The organism is Micromonospora sp. D93 (assembly GCF_018070365.1).
Taxonomy (GTDB): Bacteria; Actinomycetota; Actinomycetes; order Mycobacteriales; family Micromonosporaceae; genus Micromonospora; species Micromonospora ureilytica.
The window spans coordinates 1-18,630 of record NZ_JAGPXW010000013.1 but is presented as its reverse complement, the minus strand read 5'-3'; the positions used below and the strand labels follow the sequence as shown (position 1 = coordinate 18,630).

Here is an 18,630-nt window from a genome sequence, read left to right as displayed (position 1 = left end):
TTTCCTCCATCATTCCCGTCTCTGACTGTACCGGAGGGTCACCATCTCGGCTCACCGAGCAGAGTGCTATCAACCACTCTGTCCGATTGCAAGCGCAGCGATGTCGCTCAACGGCAGGTCAACCGCCTCGGCCCGAGTGAACCACCCCGCCCGCGCCGTCGACCCTCCGGCGGATTCGGTGACCACCGCATCGGTAGGTACGTCCACCAGCACCCGATAGATCACCCGTACGCCATGCCAGTCCAGAGGCCGGCCCTCCGGGCCCAGCGCGGCGGGATTGTGCAGGTTGTTGACGCCGAGCAGCTCCACGACCCGGCCCACCTGCCCACCCTCCTCGACCAACTCCCGGAGCAACCCGGTGGCCGGCTGCTCACCATGATCGGTGCCACCGCCGGGCAGATGCCACAGACCGGCCCCCGGATAACCCTTCGCGATCTGCGTGAGCAGGATCCGCCCAGCCGGGTCCCTGACCAGCCCGTACGCCCCGAAGCGCAGCCGACGGTCGGGGTGCGACGGCGGGAACAGGTCCCGCGACCGGTGCGTCCCGGGCGGCAGTGGGGTGACCGGCAGACCGAGCGCCTCGGCGGTGAACGGGGTCAACTGCAACTCCGCCACCTCCGGTAGGGACAGCCAGCGAGCCTGATCAACCAGACCACCTCCGACGCCCCGCACCCCATCCTCGGACCGTGCCCCCTCGGACCGCGCACCCTCGGCGGGCGCACCCTCGGACGACGCACACTCGGCCCGCGTCCCCTCTGACGGTCCGCATTCGGCCCGCGCGCCGTGCGGCATGCTGAGCTCGAAGATCAATCGGTCGGCGTGCAGCGCGGCGTCGCCCTCCGGGAAACCGACCACGTCGGCGACCACCGCGAGCAGTCGCGTGACCGTCACCGCCAGCCCGGCCTGTTCGGCGACCTCGCGGACCACGGTGCGCTCCGGGTGCTCGGCGTGTTCGACGGCACCGCCCGGCAACCGCCAGACGCCCGGAAACTCACCCTCCGCGCCATCCCTGATCACCAGGACCCGGCCCGAATCCCACAAGAGCCCATAGGCCCCGACTCGCCGCGCAAATTGCACCCTTTGCCCACCCCCGCTTTGCACCCCAGGCCCGTCGATCATGAAGTTATCGCCGTTCATCTCGCGCTCCGACAATAAGATCATGATCAACGCGAGGCCGTGCACCGGAAGCCCACAGAACTGACCAGCAGGACCCTCGGGCCAAGGTAACCGACCACTGGATAGGGCGTTTCAACCCATAGAGACCGGTTACGTCCGATTTGCAGGCATGCCCGCTTCGCTCCATTAGCCCCTATTGCGGCGTCCATTCGTGTCACGGCCGTCGAGACGAACGGTGATCAACTCGGGTTCACAGAAGGCGCGGTATCCCAGCACCCGGGATGCCGCGCCTTCAAGGAATCCGAGTTGATCAGGGACTGGAGGGGCCCATGCGGGGGGGGCGGGGGGGGTGCCCGACGGCACACCCTTCGGGGCACACCGACCCGACCGCAGATCGCTCCGACCACGCGTCAACGGACGCGCGAATGTCGGCGTCACCCACCAACGGACGCGCGAATGTCGGCGTCACCCACCAACTCGTGGTCGACGGGCGGCACCGTCGTGCGTCCGTGCCGGCGCGCGGCCTGCGGTCCGCGCCGGAGCAGTTTGCGGCCGTCCTGGCAGCATTGCCCGCACCCGTCCCGGCGGCATGCCCGCACCCGTCCCGGCAGGATGCGCGCACCCGTCCCGGCGGCATGCCCGCACCCGTCCCGGCAGGATGCCCGCACCCGTCCCGGCGGCATGATCGACTCGGTTTTCTTGAAGACGCGGTGTCCGAGCGAGGCGGAAAGCGCGAAACCGAGTGGATCACCAATGGGTTCTGGATCGCGCCGGGGCTTCCTGCCCGGGATACCCGCGGACCTTCGCTACGGGGCTTCCCGGGCTCAAGATCGCGCAATATCCAGGATGTCAACACCATTGCGTTAGCGAGCGGTTGCTGGGTGCAAGGGCGCGGTGAGCACAGGTCCCCCACTCCAGAAAGGCCCCGCCCGCGCCGATCTTGCAGTTTCGGTCGCCGATATGCGCCGAATGCCCTCTTGTGTCGCGACAGTAAACGCAAGATCGCGGAAGAGGGGCACCCCACCCTCGTCGATCATGGAGTTACGGTGCCTGGTTTGGCTCGATCCGGGCACTTTGCCACCCACCACAAGTCCATGATCGACGGAACAGCGCGGGGTTGACGAACAGCCACTCCGCCTAACGCAACGGTGTTGACATCCTGGTTCGAGCACGATCTTGGCGCGAGACCCGCGGCGCGAGACCCGCGGCGAAGGGCGCGCGGTGGGCTGCCGGCTCCTCGCGAACCGGTCGGGGTCAGGTGAGTTGGGCTGCTTGGACTGCTTCGGCGGTCACCTCGGTGAGGCGGTCGGTGGGGAGGGCGCCCAGCTCCTCGCGGCCGAACCAGCGGGCCTCGCAGGTGGAGCCGCCGACGTCGGCGACGGTCAGGGGGTTGGGCTGGTCGACGACGACTCGGTAGAAGGCGCGTACGCCGTGCCAGTCGATCGGGTAGCCCTCGGGGCCGAGTGAGGCGGCGTCGCGGTGGCTGGCGACTCCGAGCAGTTCGACGAGGCGGCCGGCCTGCCCGGTCTCCTCGATCAGTTCTCGGATGAGTGCCGCGCCGGGCTGCTCGCCGTAGTCGGTGCCGCCGCCGGGCAGGTGCCAGCAGCCGGCGCCCGGGTACCCGTCGGATATGCGGGTGAGCAGCACTCGGCCGGCGGGGTCGGTGCAGACCGCGTATGCGGCGAAGCGCTGGGCTCGGTGCAGCCCGTCGGGGCCGGGCACGGCGTAGAAGGAGGGGAATTCGGGTGCCTCGTCGGGCACCACGTCGGCCGAGGAGGCGGGCAGCCCGAGGGCGCGTGCGGTGAACGAGCGCAGCGGCAGCTCGCGCGCCTCGTCGAGGGTGTACCACCGGGCGAGGTCGGTGGGGCGTTCGCCGACCCGGTCGGCGAGGGTGCCGCCGCGTACGGCCACCCGGTAGATCAGCCGGTCGGTGTGGATGGTGATGCCGCGGTCGGGGAGTGCGCGCATGTCGGCGAGCACGTCGGCCAGGCCGGAGACGGCGACCGAGAGGCCGGTTTCGGCGGCGGTCTCGCGAACGACCGTGTGGTTGGGGTCCTCGCCGTGGTCGACCGCCCCGCCGGGCAGCGACCACGTGCCGGGGGTGCCGGAGCGCTCCGATGCGCGGACCAGCAAGACTCGGCCGCTTGAATCAGCACAAACTGCGTATGCCGCGATCCTGCGGAGCGGCTTCAGCAAGGTGGTCACGGGAGCAAATTCTCCCCGCGCCGGGTTACCGGGACGGAAAAGAGTCGGATTCCTGACTATCCGGTCCCGGTCAGGGATTGGTCAGGGTAATGATCCGGGCGGTCACCGAGGGCGGGCCGGGCGCGGGCGCGGACCGTGGGGGTATGACATCGACCACCGCTCCCCGCGCCCCGTACAAGCAGCTTCGGCGACCCACCACCGACCGCATGGTCGCCGGGGTCGCCAGCGGCGTCGGCCGCTACTTCGCCGTCGATCCCACACTGGTCCGGGTGATTTTCGCGGTCACTGGCCTGCTCACCGGCGGGCTCGCGCTGTTCGCGTACCCGATCATGTGGTTCCTGATGCCGGAGGAGCCGACCGGCGCGCCGGCCTGGCCGCACGCCGCGGGCGTCGCGCCGCAGAACGGCCCGCCGCCCACCGCCGGGCCCGCCTCCGGTGGGCCACCGCAGGGGTACGCCCCGACGCCGCCCTACCCGCCGACGACCCCGCCCAGCATGCCGCCGGCCGCGTGAGCGACGCTCACTCCCACTCGATGGTGCCCGGCGGCTTGCTGGTGACGTCCAGGACCACGCGGTTGACCTCGGCGACCTCGTTGGTGATCCGGGTGGAGATCCGGGCTACCACGTCGTAGGGCAGCCGGGACCAGTCGGCGGTCATCGCGTCCTCGCTGGAGACCGGGCGCAGCACCACGGGGTGCCCGTAGCTGCGCCCGTCTCCCTGCACACCGACGCTGCGTACGTCGGCGAGGAGCACCACCGGGAACTGCCACACGCCCCGGTCGAGGCCGGCGGCGGTCAGCTCCTCGCGGGCGATCAGGTCGGCCTGGCGGAGCAGGTCGAGGCGTTCCTGGTCGACCGCGCCGATGATCCGGATGGCGAGGCCGGGGCCGGGGAACGGGTGCCGCCAGACCATCGCCTCGGGCAGGCCCAGTTGGAGGCCGAGCGTCCGAACCTCGTCCTTGAACAGGGTGCGCAGCGGCTCGACCAGCGCGAACTTCAGGTCCTCCGGGAGGCCGCCGACGTTGTGGTGGCTCTTGATGTTGGCGGTGCCGGTGCCGCCGCCGGACTCCACCACATCGGGGTAGAGGGTGCCCTGGACGAGGAACTCGACGTCGCCGTGTGCGGCGATCTCGCGGGCCGCGGCCTCGAAGACCCGGATGAACTCCCGACCAATGATCTTGCGCTTCTGCTCGGGGTCGGTCACCCCGGCGAGCGCGCCGAGGAACCGGTCGGTGGCGTCGACCACCTTCAGCTTGATGCCTGTGGCGCTGACGTAGTCCTTCTCCACCTGCTCGGCCTCGCCGGCACGCAGCAGGCCGTGATCGACGAAGACGCAGGTGAGCTGGTCACCGACCGCCTTGTGCACGAGCGCCGCGGCGACCGCCGAGTCCACCCCGCCGGACAGGCCGCAGATGACCTCCTTGTCGCCGATCTGGGCGCGGATCCGGGCGACCTGCTCGTCGATGATGTTCTCGGGCGTCCAGGTCGGTTTGATGCCGGCGATGTCGTAGAGGAAGCGGGTCAACATCTCCTGGCCGTGCGCGGTGTGCCCCACCTCCGGGTGGAACTGCACGCCGGCACGACGACCGGCCAGGTCCTCGAATGCGGCGACCGGCGCGCCCGCCGACTCGGCGGTGACCGTGAAGCCCTCGGGCGCCTCGGTGACGCAGTCGCCGTGGCTCATCCAGACCGGCAGGTCCGCCGGCAGGTCCCGCAGCAGCACACCGGGGTCGAGGAGGCGGGGGCGCAGCGGGGTGCCGCCGTACTCCCGGTTGCCGGTCCTCGTGACAGTGCCGCCGAGCGCCTGGGCCATCGCCTGGAAGCCGTAGCAGATGCCGAAGACCGGCACGTCGGCGCTGAACACGCCCGCGTCGATCTGCGGCGCGTTCGGCGCGTAGACGCTGGCCGGGCCACCGGAGAGGATGATCGCGGCGGGGTTCTTCGCCAGCATCTCGGCGATCGGCATCGAGTGCGGCACGATCTCGGAGTAGACCTTCGCCTCACGGACCCGGCGGGCGATGAGCTGGGCGTACTGGGCTCCGAAGTCCACCACGAGGACGGGGCGAGGCAGGCTCATGTGCACGAAGCCTACCGACAGTCACGGCCACTCCCGGCACCGGCTCGCCGGCAATCCACTCTCCCCGCGATCTCGCACTTTCTGTCCCGACAAGAGACGCAAAAGTCACAGAACGACGACCGAAACTGCAAGATCGCCGGGGGTCAGGGTCGCAGCGCGCCGGGGGCGCCTGCCGGGACCGCCGGGTTTTTCGGGGGTACGGCGGGCAGGCGGCGATACGGGGAGTTCAGGGGTGGGCGGGGGTCCTGCTCGCCCTTGTTGGGCCAGAAGGACATCGCTCGTTCCGCCTGGGCGGTGATCGTCAGGGACGGGTTCACGCCCAGGTTGGCAGAGACGGCCGCGCCGTCGACCACGTGCAGCCCGGCGTGCCCGTACACCCGGTGCCAGGGGTCGATCACCCCGTCGGCCGGGGTGGCCCCGATGACGGCCCCGCCCAGGATGTGCGCGGTCACCGGAATGTCGAAGGGTTCGGTCAGCGAACCGCCGGGAGTGCCGCCGATCTCGTCGGCGAGCAGTCGGACGGCGGTGTTGCCGGCCGGGATCCAGGTGGGGCTGGGCGTGCCGTGGCCCGGGCCGGTGACCAACCCGCTACCGAGCGGGCCACGCCGCCAGCGGGTGGTCAGCGAGTTGTCCACTGACTGCATGACCAGGGCGATCACCGTCCGCTCCGACCAGCCGCGCACCGACAGCATCCGCGCGGCCAAACCGGGCTGCCGCACGATGCTGCCCAGCCAGCGGCGTACCCGGTGCGGGCCGCCGTCGACAAGCAGCGACTGGAGCAGCCCCATCGCGTTGGAGCCCCGCCCGTAGCGGACCGGCTCGATGTGCGTCTGCGGGTCGGGGTGGAACGAACTGGTGATGGCCACCCCCTCGGTGTAGTCCAACCGCTCGGACCGGGCCCGTTGGCGTGACACCGAGGCGCCGAGGATCGCCTCCGAGTTGGTCCGGGTCAGCTCGCCGAGGCGGGACGAGAGCCCGGGTAGCGACGCGTCGGCCCGCATCGCGTGCAGCAGCCGCTGGGTGCCGAGCGCCCCGGCGGCGAAGACCACCTGGTCGGCGTGGATGACCTGCCGACCCTTGCGCAACCAGGCGCCGGTGCGTTCGGTGTGCACCTCGTACCCGCCGCCCTCGGCGGGCCGGACGGCGGTCACAGTGGTCAACGGACGGACCGTGACCCCGAGCCGTTCCGCGAGCCAGAGATAGTTCTTGACAAGCGTGTTCTTCGCCCCGTGCCGGCAGCCGGTCATGCACGAGCCGCAGTGCAGGCAGCCGGTGCGTTCCGGGCCGGCGCCACCGAAGTACGGGTCGGCGACCCGCTGGCCGGGCCGGCCGATGTGCACACCCACCGGGGTGGCGTGGAAGGTGTGTCCGACCCCCATCCGCTCGGCCACGGCGCGCATGGCCCGGTCCGCGCCGGTGTGAACCGGGTACGTGGTGACGCCGAGCATCCGTTTCGCCTGGTCGTAGTGGGCGGCCAACTCGTCGCGCCAGTCGGTGATGTCGCGCCACTGCGGGTCGTCATAGAAGGCCGGCAGCGGTTCGTAGAGGGTGTTCGCGTAGACAAGTGAACCGCCGCCCACCCCGGCGCCGGAGAGCACCAGCACTCCGCCGCCGGACCGTCTGTCGGCCGGGCGGAGCAGCGTGAGCCGTTGGATGCCGTAGCAGCCCAGCTTCGGCGCCCAGAGGAACCGGCGGGCCCGCCAGGACGTCTGCGGGAACTCGTCGTCGGCGAAGCGTCGGCCGGCTTCCAGCACCGCGACCGAGTAACCCTTCTCGGCCAGTCGGAGCGCGGTCACGCTGCCACCGAAGCCGGACCCGATGACGACCACGTCGTACCGCATGGACGCATCATTACTCGCGAGTAGCGCTCGCGCCAGCGGCACTTTTCGCGCGATCATGCTCCGGCCGACCGACCCGGCGCCTCTCGGCCGCAACCCGGAGCACCCGTCGGAGCGTTGTTCACCAGACGGGTGGAAGGAATCCAAGATGGTTCTCGGGTCGATGGCACCGCGCCGACGGTGGCTGCTGCTGGGATTGGCGGCTCTCGCCGTCGTCGCGCTGATCGCGGCCGGCGCGGTGGTGATCACCCGACTGACCGGCGACAACAAGCCGGGCGGCACTCCGGTGGGCGGCTCACCGACCCCGTCGCCGGTCGGCACGCCGACCCCGAGCCCCAGCGGTCCACCACCGGGCGCGGACATCACCGGCCCGCTCAACCTGCTGCTGGTCGGTGTGGACACCCGGGTCAGCGTGCCCGGGTGGGAACCGCACTCGGACGCCGTGCTGGTGCTGCACGTACCCAAGGGGTTGGATCGGGCGTACCTCTTCTCGCTCCCCCGCGACCTGCTGGTGGACATCCCGGCGTTCCCGAAGGCCGGCTACAAGGGCGGCAAGACCAAGCTCACGCACGCGATGAGCTTCGGCAGCCGGGTGCCGGGCAAACCCAAACAACCAAGCACAGCCCAGGGGTACGAGCTGCTGCGCAGCACGGTCAGCGGTTACACCGGGCTGCGCATCGACGCCGGCGCGGTGCTCACGTTCAACGGGTTCGACCGGCTGGTGGACACCCTGGGCGGGGTGGACATCTACGTCGACCAGCGGGTCGAGTCGCTGCACCGCCGACCGGACGGCAAATACCGGGAGAGCGCGCCGGGCGGGTACAAGGGGCCGCAGCAGGTCTACGAGAAGGGTGAGCGGCACCTCAACGGCTGGCAGGCGCTGGACTACGCGCGGCAGCGCTACATCACCGGCGGGGACTACGCGCGGCAGCGTCACCAACAGCAGCTGATCCGGGCGATGACCCGCAAGATCCTGGACGAGGGCCTGGCCCGGCAGCCGGAGCGCGTCGACCAGGTGGTCTCCGCGCTGGGCGACACGCTTGTCTATGTGGGCGGGCGGAAGATCGTCGACATCGCGTACGCCCTGAGTGGATTGCCGGAGAACCGTTTCACGCTGGTCGGGCTACCCGGTTCCGGTGTCGGCAAGGGCAGCGCCTACCGGGGCGAACAGCTGACCACGGAGGGCCGCAAGTTCCTCACCGAACTCCGGGCCGGCCGCGCCGACGCGTACCTGGCCGCCCACCCCGGCCTGGTCGTCAAGAACTGACAGCCACTCAGAGCCGCTTGGGCAGGGCGGGCTTCTTGGTGTCGTAGAGCCAGGCGTCGAAGAGCGCGTCGAGCTGCTTGCCGGAGATCCGCTCGGCCAGAGCCACGAACTCGGCAGTGGTGGCCGTGCCGTCGCGCTTCTCCGCCGCCCAGGTCTTGACGATCTCGAAGAACGCCTTGTCACCGACGGCCACCCGCAGGGCGTGCAGGGTCATGCCGCCGCGCTGGTAGACCGACTCGCTGAACAGCTTCTCCACGCCCGGCTTGCCCGGCGGCGTCCTCCACACCTGCGCGGACATCTCGGCGTACCGCCTGTCGAACGCCTCCTTGGCGGTGTACGCCCTGGTGTGCTCGGCCCAGAGCCACTCCGCGTATGTCGCGAAGCCCTCGTTGAGCCAGATGTCCTCCCACTTGGCCAACGCGACGCTGTCGCCGAACCACTGGTGGGCCAGTTCGTGGGCGACGACCTCGGTGTTCTCGCCCTGCCGGAAGAAACTCGCCGCGTAGACCGGTCGGCTCTGCGTCTCCAGGGCGTAGGAGATCCGGCTGTCGGAGATCACCACCCCGCCGTACGCGTCGAACGGGTACGGCCCGAACACGCTCTCCAGGTAGTCGGCCACCGCGACGGTCTGCGCGATGGACGCGTCAGCGCTCCCCTTGGCCTCGGTGGTGGTGACCGCGTTGTAGACCGGGCGGCCCTTGTGCTCGCCGGTGGTGATCCGGAACTTGCCGATCACCAGCGTGCTCAGATAGCTGGCCATCGGCGACTTCTCCGACCACTTCCAGGTGGTCCAACCGCCCGAGCTGGTCCTGCCGCCGGGAACGCCGTTGCTGATCGCGGTCAGGCCGTCCGGAACGGTGACCTCGAAGTCGTAGGCCGCCTTGTCCGACGGGTGGTCGTTGACCGGGAACCAGGTGCTGGCCGACTCGGGCTGACCCAGCGCGATGGCACCGTCGGAGGTGTGCAGGAAGCCACCGTCACCGAGCGTCTCGTTCTTCAGCGGCTTCGGCTTACCGGCGTAGGTGATCTCGGCGACGAACCCGTTGCCGTTGATCAGGCCGGAGGTCGGCTTGATCACCAGCTCGTTCCGCTTGCGGCTGTGGGTCGCCGGCGCGCCGTCCACGGTGACCGCGCTGACGGTCAGGCCGGCCAGGTCGAGGTTGAACGTCGACAGGTCGGCCGTCGCGGTGGCCCGCACTGTGGTCGTACCCGTCAACTGGTCCTTGGCCGGGTCGTAGCGCACCTTCACGGCGTACCGCGCGACGTCGTAGCCGCCGTTGCCGTAGGTCGGGAAGTAGGCGTCGCCGACCCCGTCGGCGCCCGCGGTGAACGTCCGAGCCGGCGTGGGAGACGTGCTCGGTGGTGAGGCCGTCTCCGGGCCCGCCGAGTCGCATCCGGACAGTGCGAGCGCACCGGTCACCAGCAGGCCGGCACCCATTCGCAGTCTGTGCCGCGTCCCCCGCATCCCACACCCTTTCCGCACGGTGGCCGGTCACGGCCTCCGCCGTCCCGCGCGAACGGGCGCCTACCCGCCGTTCGCAGGCGGCAGCATATCGACCGGGCGACGGGGCCGGGTCACGGCAGTGTGGGGGCCGATCCACCCACCAACCAGGCGTCGAAGAGCGGACGCAGTTGCCGCTGCGCGACCCGCTCGGCCAGCGCGACGAGGTCCGCTGTGGTCGCGTTGCCCCCCGCCCGCTCGGTGGTCCAGGTGCGCAGGATACGGAAGAAGAGGTCGTCACCGACGGTCCGGCGCAACGCGTGTACGGCGAGCGCCCCGCGCTTGTAGACGGCCGAGCCGAACATCTGCTCCCGGCCCGGCTCGACCGACGGCTGTGTCCAGTCGGTCCTCGCGTACTGGATCTCGAAGTTGCGTTGGGCGGTCCGGCCGCCGTCGTGCTCCTCCCACAGCCACTCGGCGTAGCTGGCGAAGCCCTCGTTGAGCCAGATGTCACCCCACCTGGTCAACGACACACTGTCGCCGAACCACTGGTGCGCCAGTTCGTGTGCGACGACGCTCGGGTTCGGCCGGTCGTCGGCGAAGAAGGCGGGCCCGTAGACCGGTCGGGACTGGGTCTCCAGCGCGTACCCGATCCGGTCGTCGGCGATCACGATCCCCCCGTACGAGTCGAACGGGTACGGCCCGAAGCGGCTGGCCAGGAAGTCGACGATCGCGCCGGTGCGGGCCAGCGAGGTGGCCGCGCCGCCGGTCGCCGGCAGGCTCGCGGCGACCGCCGTGACCATCGGCCGGCCGGCGTGCGTGCCGGTCACCACCCGGTAGTCGCCGATCACCAGCGTGCTCAGGTAGCTGGCCATCGGGGCGCGCTCCGACCAGCGCCAGGTGGTCCAGCCGTCGGCGCTGCTCTTCGGCCCGGGTACGCCGTTTCCCAGCGCGGCCAGGCCGTCCGGGACGGTCACCGCCAGGTCGTAGGTGGCCTTGTCCGACGGGTGGTCGTTGACCGGGAACCAGGTGGCCGCCGAGTCGGGTTGACCGAGCGCCACCGCGCCGTCGGCGGTGTGCAGGAAACCGCCGCTGCCCAACGCCCCGTCGTCGACGGCAGCGGGTATGCCCGCGTAGTCGACAGTCACTGTGAACTGCCGACCGCGCGGCAGGCCGTCGCGGGGCGTCACCACCAACTCGCCGTCGCCGCGCCGGTGGTCGGCTGCCGCGTCGCCCACCGTGACAGCGCTGACGTCCAGGCCGGAAAGGTCCAGATTGAACCGGGACAGGTCCTGGGTGGCGGTGGCCGTGATGACGGCCCGACCGGTCAGCCGGTCGGTCGACGGGTCGTAGCGGACGTCGAGGCCGTAGTGCGTGACGTCGTAACCCCCGTTGCCGTGCCCCGGCACGTAGGGGTCGCCGGCATCGGCGGCGCCGGGCCGGAAACCGTCGCGGTCGTCGCCCGTGCAACCGGTAGCGACCAGCCCGATCACGCAGGTCAGCGCGGCGGCGACACGCAGTCTCCGTCCGGTCAGGACCATGCACACCCCTCCTGCGGCGTTCGCTCAGGACGAGCGTAGTCAGCAGCGACGGCCGTGTGGCTGGGTATCGACGATCATCAGTGACTTTCGTCGAATCCAACAAAAGCTGACGTCGATCGAACCTTTCTTTCGACTTAGACCGACGTTAGTGTCTGTCTCCGACCACCGTCGCGAAAGGTGGAACCATGCCAGACCACACCGCCCCCGACGCCACCCCCACCGGGCGGCTCAGCCGCCGATCCCTGCTCGCCGCCTCCGCCGGGGCCGCCGCCGCGATCGGCGCGGCCGGCCTACCCGTCCTCGCCACCGGCACCCCCGCGCTCGCCAACCCCGGCAACGCGAGCAAACTGCGGGTCGAGCCGCTGATCCCGGCCAGAAACCGCGGCATCATCCTCTACAGCGTCCGCGACCGGATCACCGCCGCCCCCGACGACAGCGGAGTGCCGTACGGCTTCGAGCGCGTCCTCGCCCGACTCGCCGAAATCGGCTACAAGGAAATCGAGTTCGCCGGTTACACCCAGAGCACCGAGATCCTGGGCCGGCAGATCACCCCCGCCGAGATCCGCAAGATCCTCGACGACAACGGCCTGGTGGCCAACGGCACCCACGCCACGATCCAACCGGCCACCTTCCAGCAACAACTGGACATCGCCGAGGAACTCGGCATGAAGAACATCGGCACCGGCAGCGACCCGACCAGCAGCGCCTACAAGGCCGAGTGGGACGCCGCCGCCGACATCTGGAACGAGCTGGGCCGCCAGGCCAAGGCCCGGGGCATGCGGCTCTACACGCACAACCACGACACCGCGTACAGCTTCCTCATCGACCGGGGGCCGCGCGACGCGCAGGGCCGGCAGACCCGCTCCTCCGGTATCCGCCGACTCGAATACTTCTTCGAGATCACCGACCCGCGGTACGTCTTCTTCGAGCTGGACATCTACTGGGCCTACGTGGCCCGCTACAAGCACCAGAAGTACGTCAACCCGGCCGGGCAGGAGGTGACCGACCTGTTCGACCCGATCCTCACCGTGGCCGACCGGACCACCCGGTTCCCGCTCTTCCACGCCAAGGACGGCGACCGGGACACCAGCGTCCCCAACGGGTACCAGATGACCCCGCTGGGCGACGGCGACCTCAACTTCCAGCAGTTCTTCCAGACCATCGGCGAACGGAACTTCCACCACGCCAACTGGGAGATGGACACCGCCCCCGGCGGCACGGACAACAAGAGCCAGTCGCTCGACTTCGCGGCGACCAGCTACCAGAACATGTCCGACCTGACCATCTACGTGGAGAAGTGACTCCCGGCTGAGTGACTCCGGTCGAACGCGACGAAGGCCGGCCCCGACTGCTGCGGGGCCGGCCTTCCGGCGTCTGACGGATCGGTCAGCGGTCGAGGACCAGACCGACCTTCTGGAACTCCTTCAGGTCGCGGTAACCGCACTTGGCCATCGCCCGACGCAGCCCGCCGAACAGGTTGAGCTGACCGTCGGCCTCGTCCGCCGGCCCGAAGAGCAACTGCTCCATCGACCCGAGCGGCTCGCCGGAAACCTCGAAGGCGCCCCGCGGCAGCGACGGGTGGCTCGCCGCCGAGTGCCACCAGGCACCACCGGCGGGGGCCTCGTCGCAGAGCGACAGCGGCTCACCGAGCATCACCGCGTCCGCGCCGCAGCCGAGCGCCTTGGCGATGTCGCCCGAGGTCTGGATGTCACCGTCGGCGATCAGGTGCACGTACCGGCCGCCGGTCTCATCCAGATAGTCACGGCGGGCCGCCGCGGCGTCGGCGATCGCGGTGGCCATCGGCACCCGGATGCCCAACACCGACTCGGTGGTCGACCACTCGTCGCCACCGATGCCCACGATCACACCCGCCGCGCCGGTACGCATCAGGTGCAGCGCCGTCTTGTAGTCCGTGCAGCCACCGACGATCACCGGCAGGTCAAGGTCGGCGATGAACTCCTTGAGGTTCAGCGGCTCGTCGGTGGTCGACACGTGCTCGGCCGACACGATGGTGCCCTGGATCACCAGGATGTCCACCCCGGCGTCCAGGATCACCGGCGCCAGCGCCAGGGTGTGCTGCGGGGAGACCCGCACCGCCACCGTGCCGCCACCAGCGCGCAGCTCGCGGACCCGCTCCGCGATCAGGTCCGGGCGGATCGGCTCGGCGTACACCTCCTGGAGCCGCTTGGTGGCGCGGGCCTCCTCGTCGAGGCCGGCCAGCTCGTCCAGCACCTTCGTCGGGTTCTCGTAGCGGGTCCAGAGCCCCTCGACGTTGAGCACGCCGAGGCCACCGAGCTGACCGAGGCGCACGGCCGAGGACGGGCTCATGGTGGCGTCGGAGGGGTGACCGACGCACGGAATGCCGAACGGGTACGCGTCGAGCTGCCAGGACGTCGAGACGTCGTCGACGTCCCTGGTGCGGCGGCTCGGCACGATGGCGATGTCGTCCAGGTGGTAGCCGCGCTGCGCGGTCTTGCCCAGCCCGATCTCGACCACGTCACGCATGGGGGACTCCAGGTGGTTGGGGGTGATGGGTCAGCGGGTGTGGTAGTTGGGCGCCTCGACGGTCATCTGGATGTCGTGCGGGTGGCTCTCCTTCAGGCCAGCCGCGGTGATCCGGATGAGCTGGCCCCGGCGGTGCAGATCGGGGATGTTCTCCGCACCGGCGTACCCCATGGCCAGTCGCAGACCGCCGACCAGCTGGTGGGCCACCCGGGAGAGCGGCCCCCGGTAGGGCACCTGGCCCTCCACGCCCTCGGGGACCAGCTTGTCGTCGCTGAGCACGTCCTGCTGGAAGTAGCGGTCCTTGCTGTACGACTTGGCCTGGCCCCGGGACTGCATCGCGCCGAGCGACCCCATCCCGCGGTACGTCTTGAACTGCTTGCCGTTGACGAAGATCAGCTCGCCGGGGCTCTCCTCGCAGCCGGCCAACAGGCTGCCGAGCATCACCGTGTCGGCGCCGGCCACCAGGGCCTTGGCGATGTCGCCGGAATATTGAATGCCGCCGTCGCCGATCACCGGCACGCCGGCCGGGCGGGCGGCCCGGGCCGCCTCCATGATCGCGGTCACCTGCGGAACGCCGACCCCGGCGACGATCCGCGTGGTGCAGATCGCGCCCGGCCCCACGCCCACCTTGACGCCGTCGGCGCCGGCGTCGACAAGCGCCTTCGCGCCGGCGTACGTGGCCACGTTGCCGCCCATGATGTCGACCGCCACGTCGGCCTTGAGCCGGCGGACCATGTCCAGCACGGCCCGCTGGTGACCGTGCGCGGTGTCCACGATCAACACGTCGACGCCCGCGTCGACAAGGGCACGGGCCCGCTTGTAGGCGTCCTCACCCACACCGATGGCGGCGGCGACCCGCAGGCGACCGGCGTCGTCCTTGCTGGCGTCCGGGTACTGCTCGCTCTTGGTGAAGTCCTTGACCGTGATCAGGCCACGCAGCCGGCCCAAGTCGTCGACGATCGGCAGCTTCTCGACCTTGTGCTGACGCAACAGCGCCAGGGCGTCGTCCTTGCTCACCCCGACCCGGGCGGTGACCAGCGGAGTGTGAGTCATGATCTCGCGGACCGGAGTGTTCGGCTCGGAGACGAAACGCATGTCCCGGTTGGTGACGATGCCGACCAACTGGCCGTCGCCGTCCACCACCGGAACCCCGGAGATGCGGTAACGCCCGCACAGCTCGTCGACCTCGCGCAGCGTGTCGTCCGGGCTGGCCGTCACCGGGTTGGTGATCATGCCGGACTCGGAACGCTTGACCAGGTCGACCTGGAGCGCCTGGTCCTCCAGGGAGAGGTTGCGGTGCAACACGCCGATGCCACCCTGGCGGGCCATGGCGATCGCCATCCGGGCCTCGGTCACCGTGTCCATCGCGCTGGACAGCAGCGGAATGGACAACTCGATGTTGCGGGTGAGCTTCGTCCGGGTGTTGACCCGGCTGGGCACCACGTCCGACTCGCCCGGCTGAAGCAGCACATCGTCGAAAGTGAGGCCGAGCGGAACCACCCGGGCGGAGCCGGCCGGCAGCTCGGGCAGGTGGCCGCCCAGATCGGCGTGCTCGACGCCAGCCGGAAGATCGGTGCTGGGCGAATTTTCCACGATTGCTCCCCTGAGCTGCTCGAATGGGCTTCAGCGAGGTGGCGCGGGCGGGCACCGGAGCGCGCCACGGTGCCGGCACATCGCCTCATCGTACCCAGTGAGCTGGGCGACCCGTCCGTGGCGGGCCGGGCGGGCGCCGAGGCCGGGGGGCGGACGTTCCCGCCGCGTTGGGTCTACGGTGAGGGGGTGCACGACGAGCCCATCGACCCGTTCAATGGCGACCCGGCCGATCCGACCGCGGGTCTGGATGACCCGGGCGATGACGCGACGCCGGATCCGCTGACCGACGTCGAACGGCAGGACGTGCTGGAAGACCTCGCCGACCTGGAGATCTACCAGGCTCTGCTGGCCCCGATCGGGGTCCGCGGGCTGGTGATCGAATGCGAGGACTGCCGCGAGCCGCACTACTTCGACTGGGACCTGCTCCGCGGCAACCTGCGGCACCTGCTCAACTCCGGTCGCCCCCGCGTGCACGAGCCCGCCTACGACCCCGACCCGGACCACTACGTGACCTGGGACTACGCCCGGGGGTACGCCGACGGGGTGCACGACACCCTGTCCGAGGGCACCGAGGACGAGCCGGGCGCCCCGACCGCCACCAATTGACGTCGCCCCCCGGCGTACCCGGGCTGCTGCACGGCATCGGCATGCCCCGCTGCCTCGCGGCGTACTCGGGTTGCCGCGCGGCTTGCCCTGCGGCCGCGCGGCGCGTACGTCAGGCGACCAGGCCAGCGCGGAAGCCCGCCGCCACCGCGTGCGCCCGGTCCCGGGCGCCAAGCTTGCGGAACAACCGGCGGGCGTGCGTCTTGACGGTGTCCTCCGAGACGAACAGCTCCCGGCCGATCTCCGCGTTGCTCTTACCCTCGGCCATGCCGAGCAGCACCTGAAGCTCACGCTCGGTGAGGCCGATCGACGCCCGACTGGGTCGGGTGTTCGGGGCGGGACGGCCCGGGTCGGTCTGCGCCGCCGGCTCGCCGGTCCCCGCCTCCGCCTCGTCGTCGCCCCGCTGCACCGGGACTGACGCCACACCAGCCGGCCCGTCGGCGGCCGTGGCCGCCCAGCCGGGCTCACCGGAGCCACGCGGCGACGGACCGGAGCGACCGGAACCACCCACCGCCGCAGCGTCGCGGGCCGGATCGGTGATCCGCTGCCGGGAGGCTCGGCCAGGTGCGGTGAGCAGCAGCAAAGCCTTCGCCACCGCGCTGGTCAGGTCATGGTCGACATTCTGGATGAGCCCCCGGGCACCGGCGCTGATGGTGGCCGCCGCGGCCTCTGACTCCTCGGTGCCGAGCAGCAGCACCGCCGCCTGCGGCGCGCGCGCCAACACCCGGCGGACGAACCCGGCGCTGTCCGGCCGGGTGAGGGCCGTGTCGGCCAGGACGACGTCGGCCGGTCGCTCGGCGAGCCGCAGCATCACCTCGGGATCAGAGACGGCGGTACGAACGATCGCGGACAACCCCAGTCGCGCGGCAGCAGAAGTAAGGTGCTGGGCCGCGAGTGGTGTCCGAACGCACACAAGAACGGTACGCACTGTGGTCTCCTCTCCGCCAACGAGCAGACCATGACGCGGTCGGCTGGGGAGGGGGTTCCCGGCAATCCTTCGAACTTTTCCGACAGATGGGGCAAAAGCCGCAATTTCCCGGACGTTTTCGATCACACACGTGTGAGTTGACGACAGCCCGGGTACCGGGAGATCCAGGCCGGGAACGGTGCGCCTGCGCGGCCCGCCGCCCGGACGCCGGCCATAAAGATTCTCGCGGAGCCGCGCGGGAGGAGGGGTGCTGATGTCGAACGTACGTAGACTGCCCGGACCCATCGTCGACCTCTGGGACTGGCAGCGACTCGGTGCCTGCCGAGGGCGCGACAGCGCCCAGTTCTTCCACCCCGACGGTGAGCGTGGTTCCTCCCGGCTGCGTCGCGAGTCCGCCGCCAAGGCGGTCTGCCGCACCTGCCCGGTTCGCGCCGAGTGCGCCGCCCACGCACTGTCGGTACGCGAGCCGTACGGCGTGTGGGGCGGCTTCAGCGAGTCCGAGCGCCTACGACTGCTCGCCGTCGGCTGGGAGGACCTGGCAGACCGTCGCCACGCCCGGGTCGACGTCGCACGACTTGAGGCCCGCCTGGGCCGCCCGCACAAGTCGACCGTCCCAGCCCAACGCAACGTCGCCTGACCCGACCGTCCCCGACATCCACGAAACCGCGCCCCCCCGTTCCGGTGGCGCGGTTTCGCATCTCTGCGCGGTTCGCGCGGTTCGCGCCGTCAGGCCCATCCCGCCACCGCACACGCGCGGTCTTGATCAACACGAGTTCCTTGATGTCGGGGCATCCCGCCCATCCGGACACCGCGACTTCAGTGCAGTCGAGTGGATCAAGCTCGACTGCACGGCCTGAGAGGCAAGAGACGCCGCCCTGGGAGTTTTGTCCGGTCTGCGGCGTTCGGGCTTGATGCAGGGCTTAGGGATCTGCGTGGTATGCGGTCTTTGACCGGTGACCGGGCGCACCCGTGGGCCGGAATCATGGCCGGTCCGGGGTCGTTACATACCCTGACGATCGCAGCACCACCGACCCGCCGCCCGGCCCCCCAGGGCTGGTAGCGCAGGTCGGGAATGCCAGCCTCCACCCGGTCGTTACAGTCCCCACGAACGACCACCGGGCACCGCCTCCACGAGGGTGCCGGCAGGTGGGCCGCCCCGGAATGACCCCAGGCCCCCGGTCGTTACAGTCCCCACGAACGGCCGCCGGCACCGCCCCGATGCGGGTGCCGTCACCGCCACGATGCGGGTGCCAACGGATGGGCCAACCCCGGAATGACCCCCGGCCCCCGGTCGTTACACCTGGACCCGGCGCCACGAGCCCCCCGCCCGTAGGCCGCCGACCCGACGCTCTACTCGGCGTCACCCCCCAAAGACTTTCCCCTTGTTTGTTGCAGCGCCGGACGAGGTGCTCACACCCTGCCGCCGCCCCCCTTTGGCGGTTGGGGTGTCCTACCCCCGAAGGAGCTACCCCTCATGAACACGATCTTCCGTAAGAGCATGCTGTCCGTTGCCGGTC

14 protein-coding genes are annotated in these 18,630 nt (G+C 70.4%); 5 read left to right on the top strand and 9 right to left on the bottom strand.

The genetic code is table 11. The features are described from left to right. Window positions 1-69: 69 nt before the first annotated feature. Both KBX71_RS16685 and KBX71_RS16680 read right to left on the bottom strand, forming a co-directional pair. The gene (locus KBX71_RS16685) at window positions 70-1,017 is read right to left on the bottom strand and encodes an NUDIX domain-containing protein (RefSeq protein ID WP_374102611.1); all 948 of its coding nucleotides are present in this window, start codon (window positions 1,015-1,017) and stop codon (window positions 70-72) included. 1,353 nt (window positions 1,018-2,370) lie between these two features. Then, window positions 2,371-3,321, bottom strand: coding sequence for an NUDIX hydrolase (locus KBX71_RS16680; protein WP_124856350.1), 951 nt, complete (start codon window positions 3,319-3,321; stop codon window positions 2,371-2,373). 143 nt (window positions 3,322-3,464) lie between these two features. On the opposite strand from KBX71_RS16680, the gene KBX71_RS16675 reads away from it, so the two are divergent. Continuing rightward, window positions 3,465-3,833, top strand: a complete 369-nt coding sequence (locus KBX71_RS16675; protein WP_210818946.1) for a PspC domain-containing protein — start codon at window positions 3,465-3,467, stop codon at window positions 3,831-3,833. 7 nt (window positions 3,834-3,840) lie between these two features. Here KBX71_RS16675 and guaA read toward each other — a convergent pair whose 3' ends face one another. Both guaA and KBX71_RS16665 read right to left on the bottom strand, forming a co-directional pair. Beyond that, entirely contained in the window at window positions 3,841-5,397 is a 1,557-nt protein-coding gene (gene guaA, locus KBX71_RS16670) for a glutamine-hydrolyzing GMP synthase (RefSeq protein ID WP_210818945.1), read from the bottom strand. A 143-nt stretch (window positions 5,398-5,540) separates the two neighbouring features. Further along, window positions 5,541-7,238 (bottom strand): FAD-dependent oxidoreductase, encoded by a 1,698-nt coding sequence (locus KBX71_RS16665; protein WP_210818944.1) that lies wholly within the window; start codon window positions 7,236-7,238, stop codon window positions 5,541-5,543. A 145-nt stretch (window positions 7,239-7,383) separates the two neighbouring features. On the opposite strand from KBX71_RS16665, the gene KBX71_RS16660 reads away from it, so the two are divergent. After that, window positions 7,384-8,502, top strand: a complete 1,119-nt coding sequence (locus KBX71_RS16660; protein ID WP_210818943.1) for an LCP family protein — start codon at window positions 7,384-7,386, stop codon at window positions 8,500-8,502. Between the two features lie 7 nt (window positions 8,503-8,509). Here the strand turns inward: KBX71_RS16660 and KBX71_RS16655 are convergent, their stop codons facing one another. Then, window positions 8,510-9,967, bottom strand: a complete 1,458-nt coding sequence (locus tag KBX71_RS16655; protein ID WP_210818942.1) for a M1 family metallopeptidase — start codon at window positions 9,965-9,967, stop codon at window positions 8,510-8,512. Between the two features lie 110 nt (window positions 9,968-10,077). Continuing rightward, window positions 10,078-11,484 carry a M1 family metallopeptidase gene (locus KBX71_RS16650; protein WP_210818941.1) on the bottom strand — a complete coding sequence of 469 codons (1,407 nt, stop codon included), beginning with the start codon at window positions 11,482-11,484 and terminating at the stop codon, window positions 10,078-10,080. A 185-nt stretch (window positions 11,485-11,669) separates the two neighbouring features. Between KBX71_RS16650 and KBX71_RS16645 the strand changes: the two genes are divergently transcribed. Continuing rightward, complete coding sequence (locus tag KBX71_RS16645; RefSeq protein ID WP_210818940.1) at window positions 11,670-12,785, top strand: sugar phosphate isomerase/epimerase; 1,116 nt, start codon at window positions 11,670-11,672, stop codon at window positions 12,783-12,785. Window positions 12,786-12,870: 85 nt separating this feature from the next. On the opposite strand, the gene KBX71_RS16640 is transcribed toward KBX71_RS16645, so the two are convergent. Both KBX71_RS16640 and guaB read right to left on the bottom strand, forming a co-directional pair. Further along, complete coding sequence (locus tag KBX71_RS16640) at window positions 12,871-13,989, bottom strand: GuaB3 family IMP dehydrogenase-related protein (protein ID WP_124778268.1); 1,119 nt, start codon at window positions 13,987-13,989, stop codon at window positions 12,871-12,873. A gap of 30 nt (window positions 13,990-14,019) precedes the next feature. Continuing rightward, complete coding sequence (gene guaB, locus KBX71_RS16635; RefSeq protein WP_210818939.1) at window positions 14,020-15,582, bottom strand: IMP dehydrogenase; 1,563 nt, start codon at window positions 15,580-15,582, stop codon at window positions 14,020-14,022. Window positions 15,583-15,768: 186 nt separating this feature from the next. Between guaB and KBX71_RS16630 the strand changes: the two genes are divergently transcribed. Further along, window positions 15,769-16,188 (top strand): DUF5319 domain-containing protein, encoded by a 420-nt coding sequence (locus KBX71_RS16630; RefSeq protein WP_196929526.1) that lies wholly within the window; start codon window positions 15,769-15,771, stop codon window positions 16,186-16,188. A 109-nt stretch (window positions 16,189-16,297) separates the two neighbouring features. Here the strand turns inward: KBX71_RS16630 and KBX71_RS16625 are convergent, their stop codons facing one another. Then, window positions 16,298-17,113, bottom strand: a complete 816-nt coding sequence (locus KBX71_RS16625) for a response regulator transcription factor (RefSeq protein WP_210818938.1) — start codon at window positions 17,111-17,113, stop codon at window positions 16,298-16,300. A gap of 253 nt (window positions 17,114-17,366) precedes the next feature. Here KBX71_RS16625 and KBX71_RS16620 point away from each other — a divergent pair, with 253 nt between their 5' ends. Next, the gene (locus KBX71_RS16620) at window positions 17,367-17,750 is read left to right on the top strand and encodes a WhiB family transcriptional regulator (RefSeq protein ID WP_124822179.1); all 384 of its coding nucleotides are present in this window, start codon (window positions 17,367-17,369) and stop codon (window positions 17,748-17,750) included. Window positions 17,751-18,630: the final 880 nt, after the last annotated feature.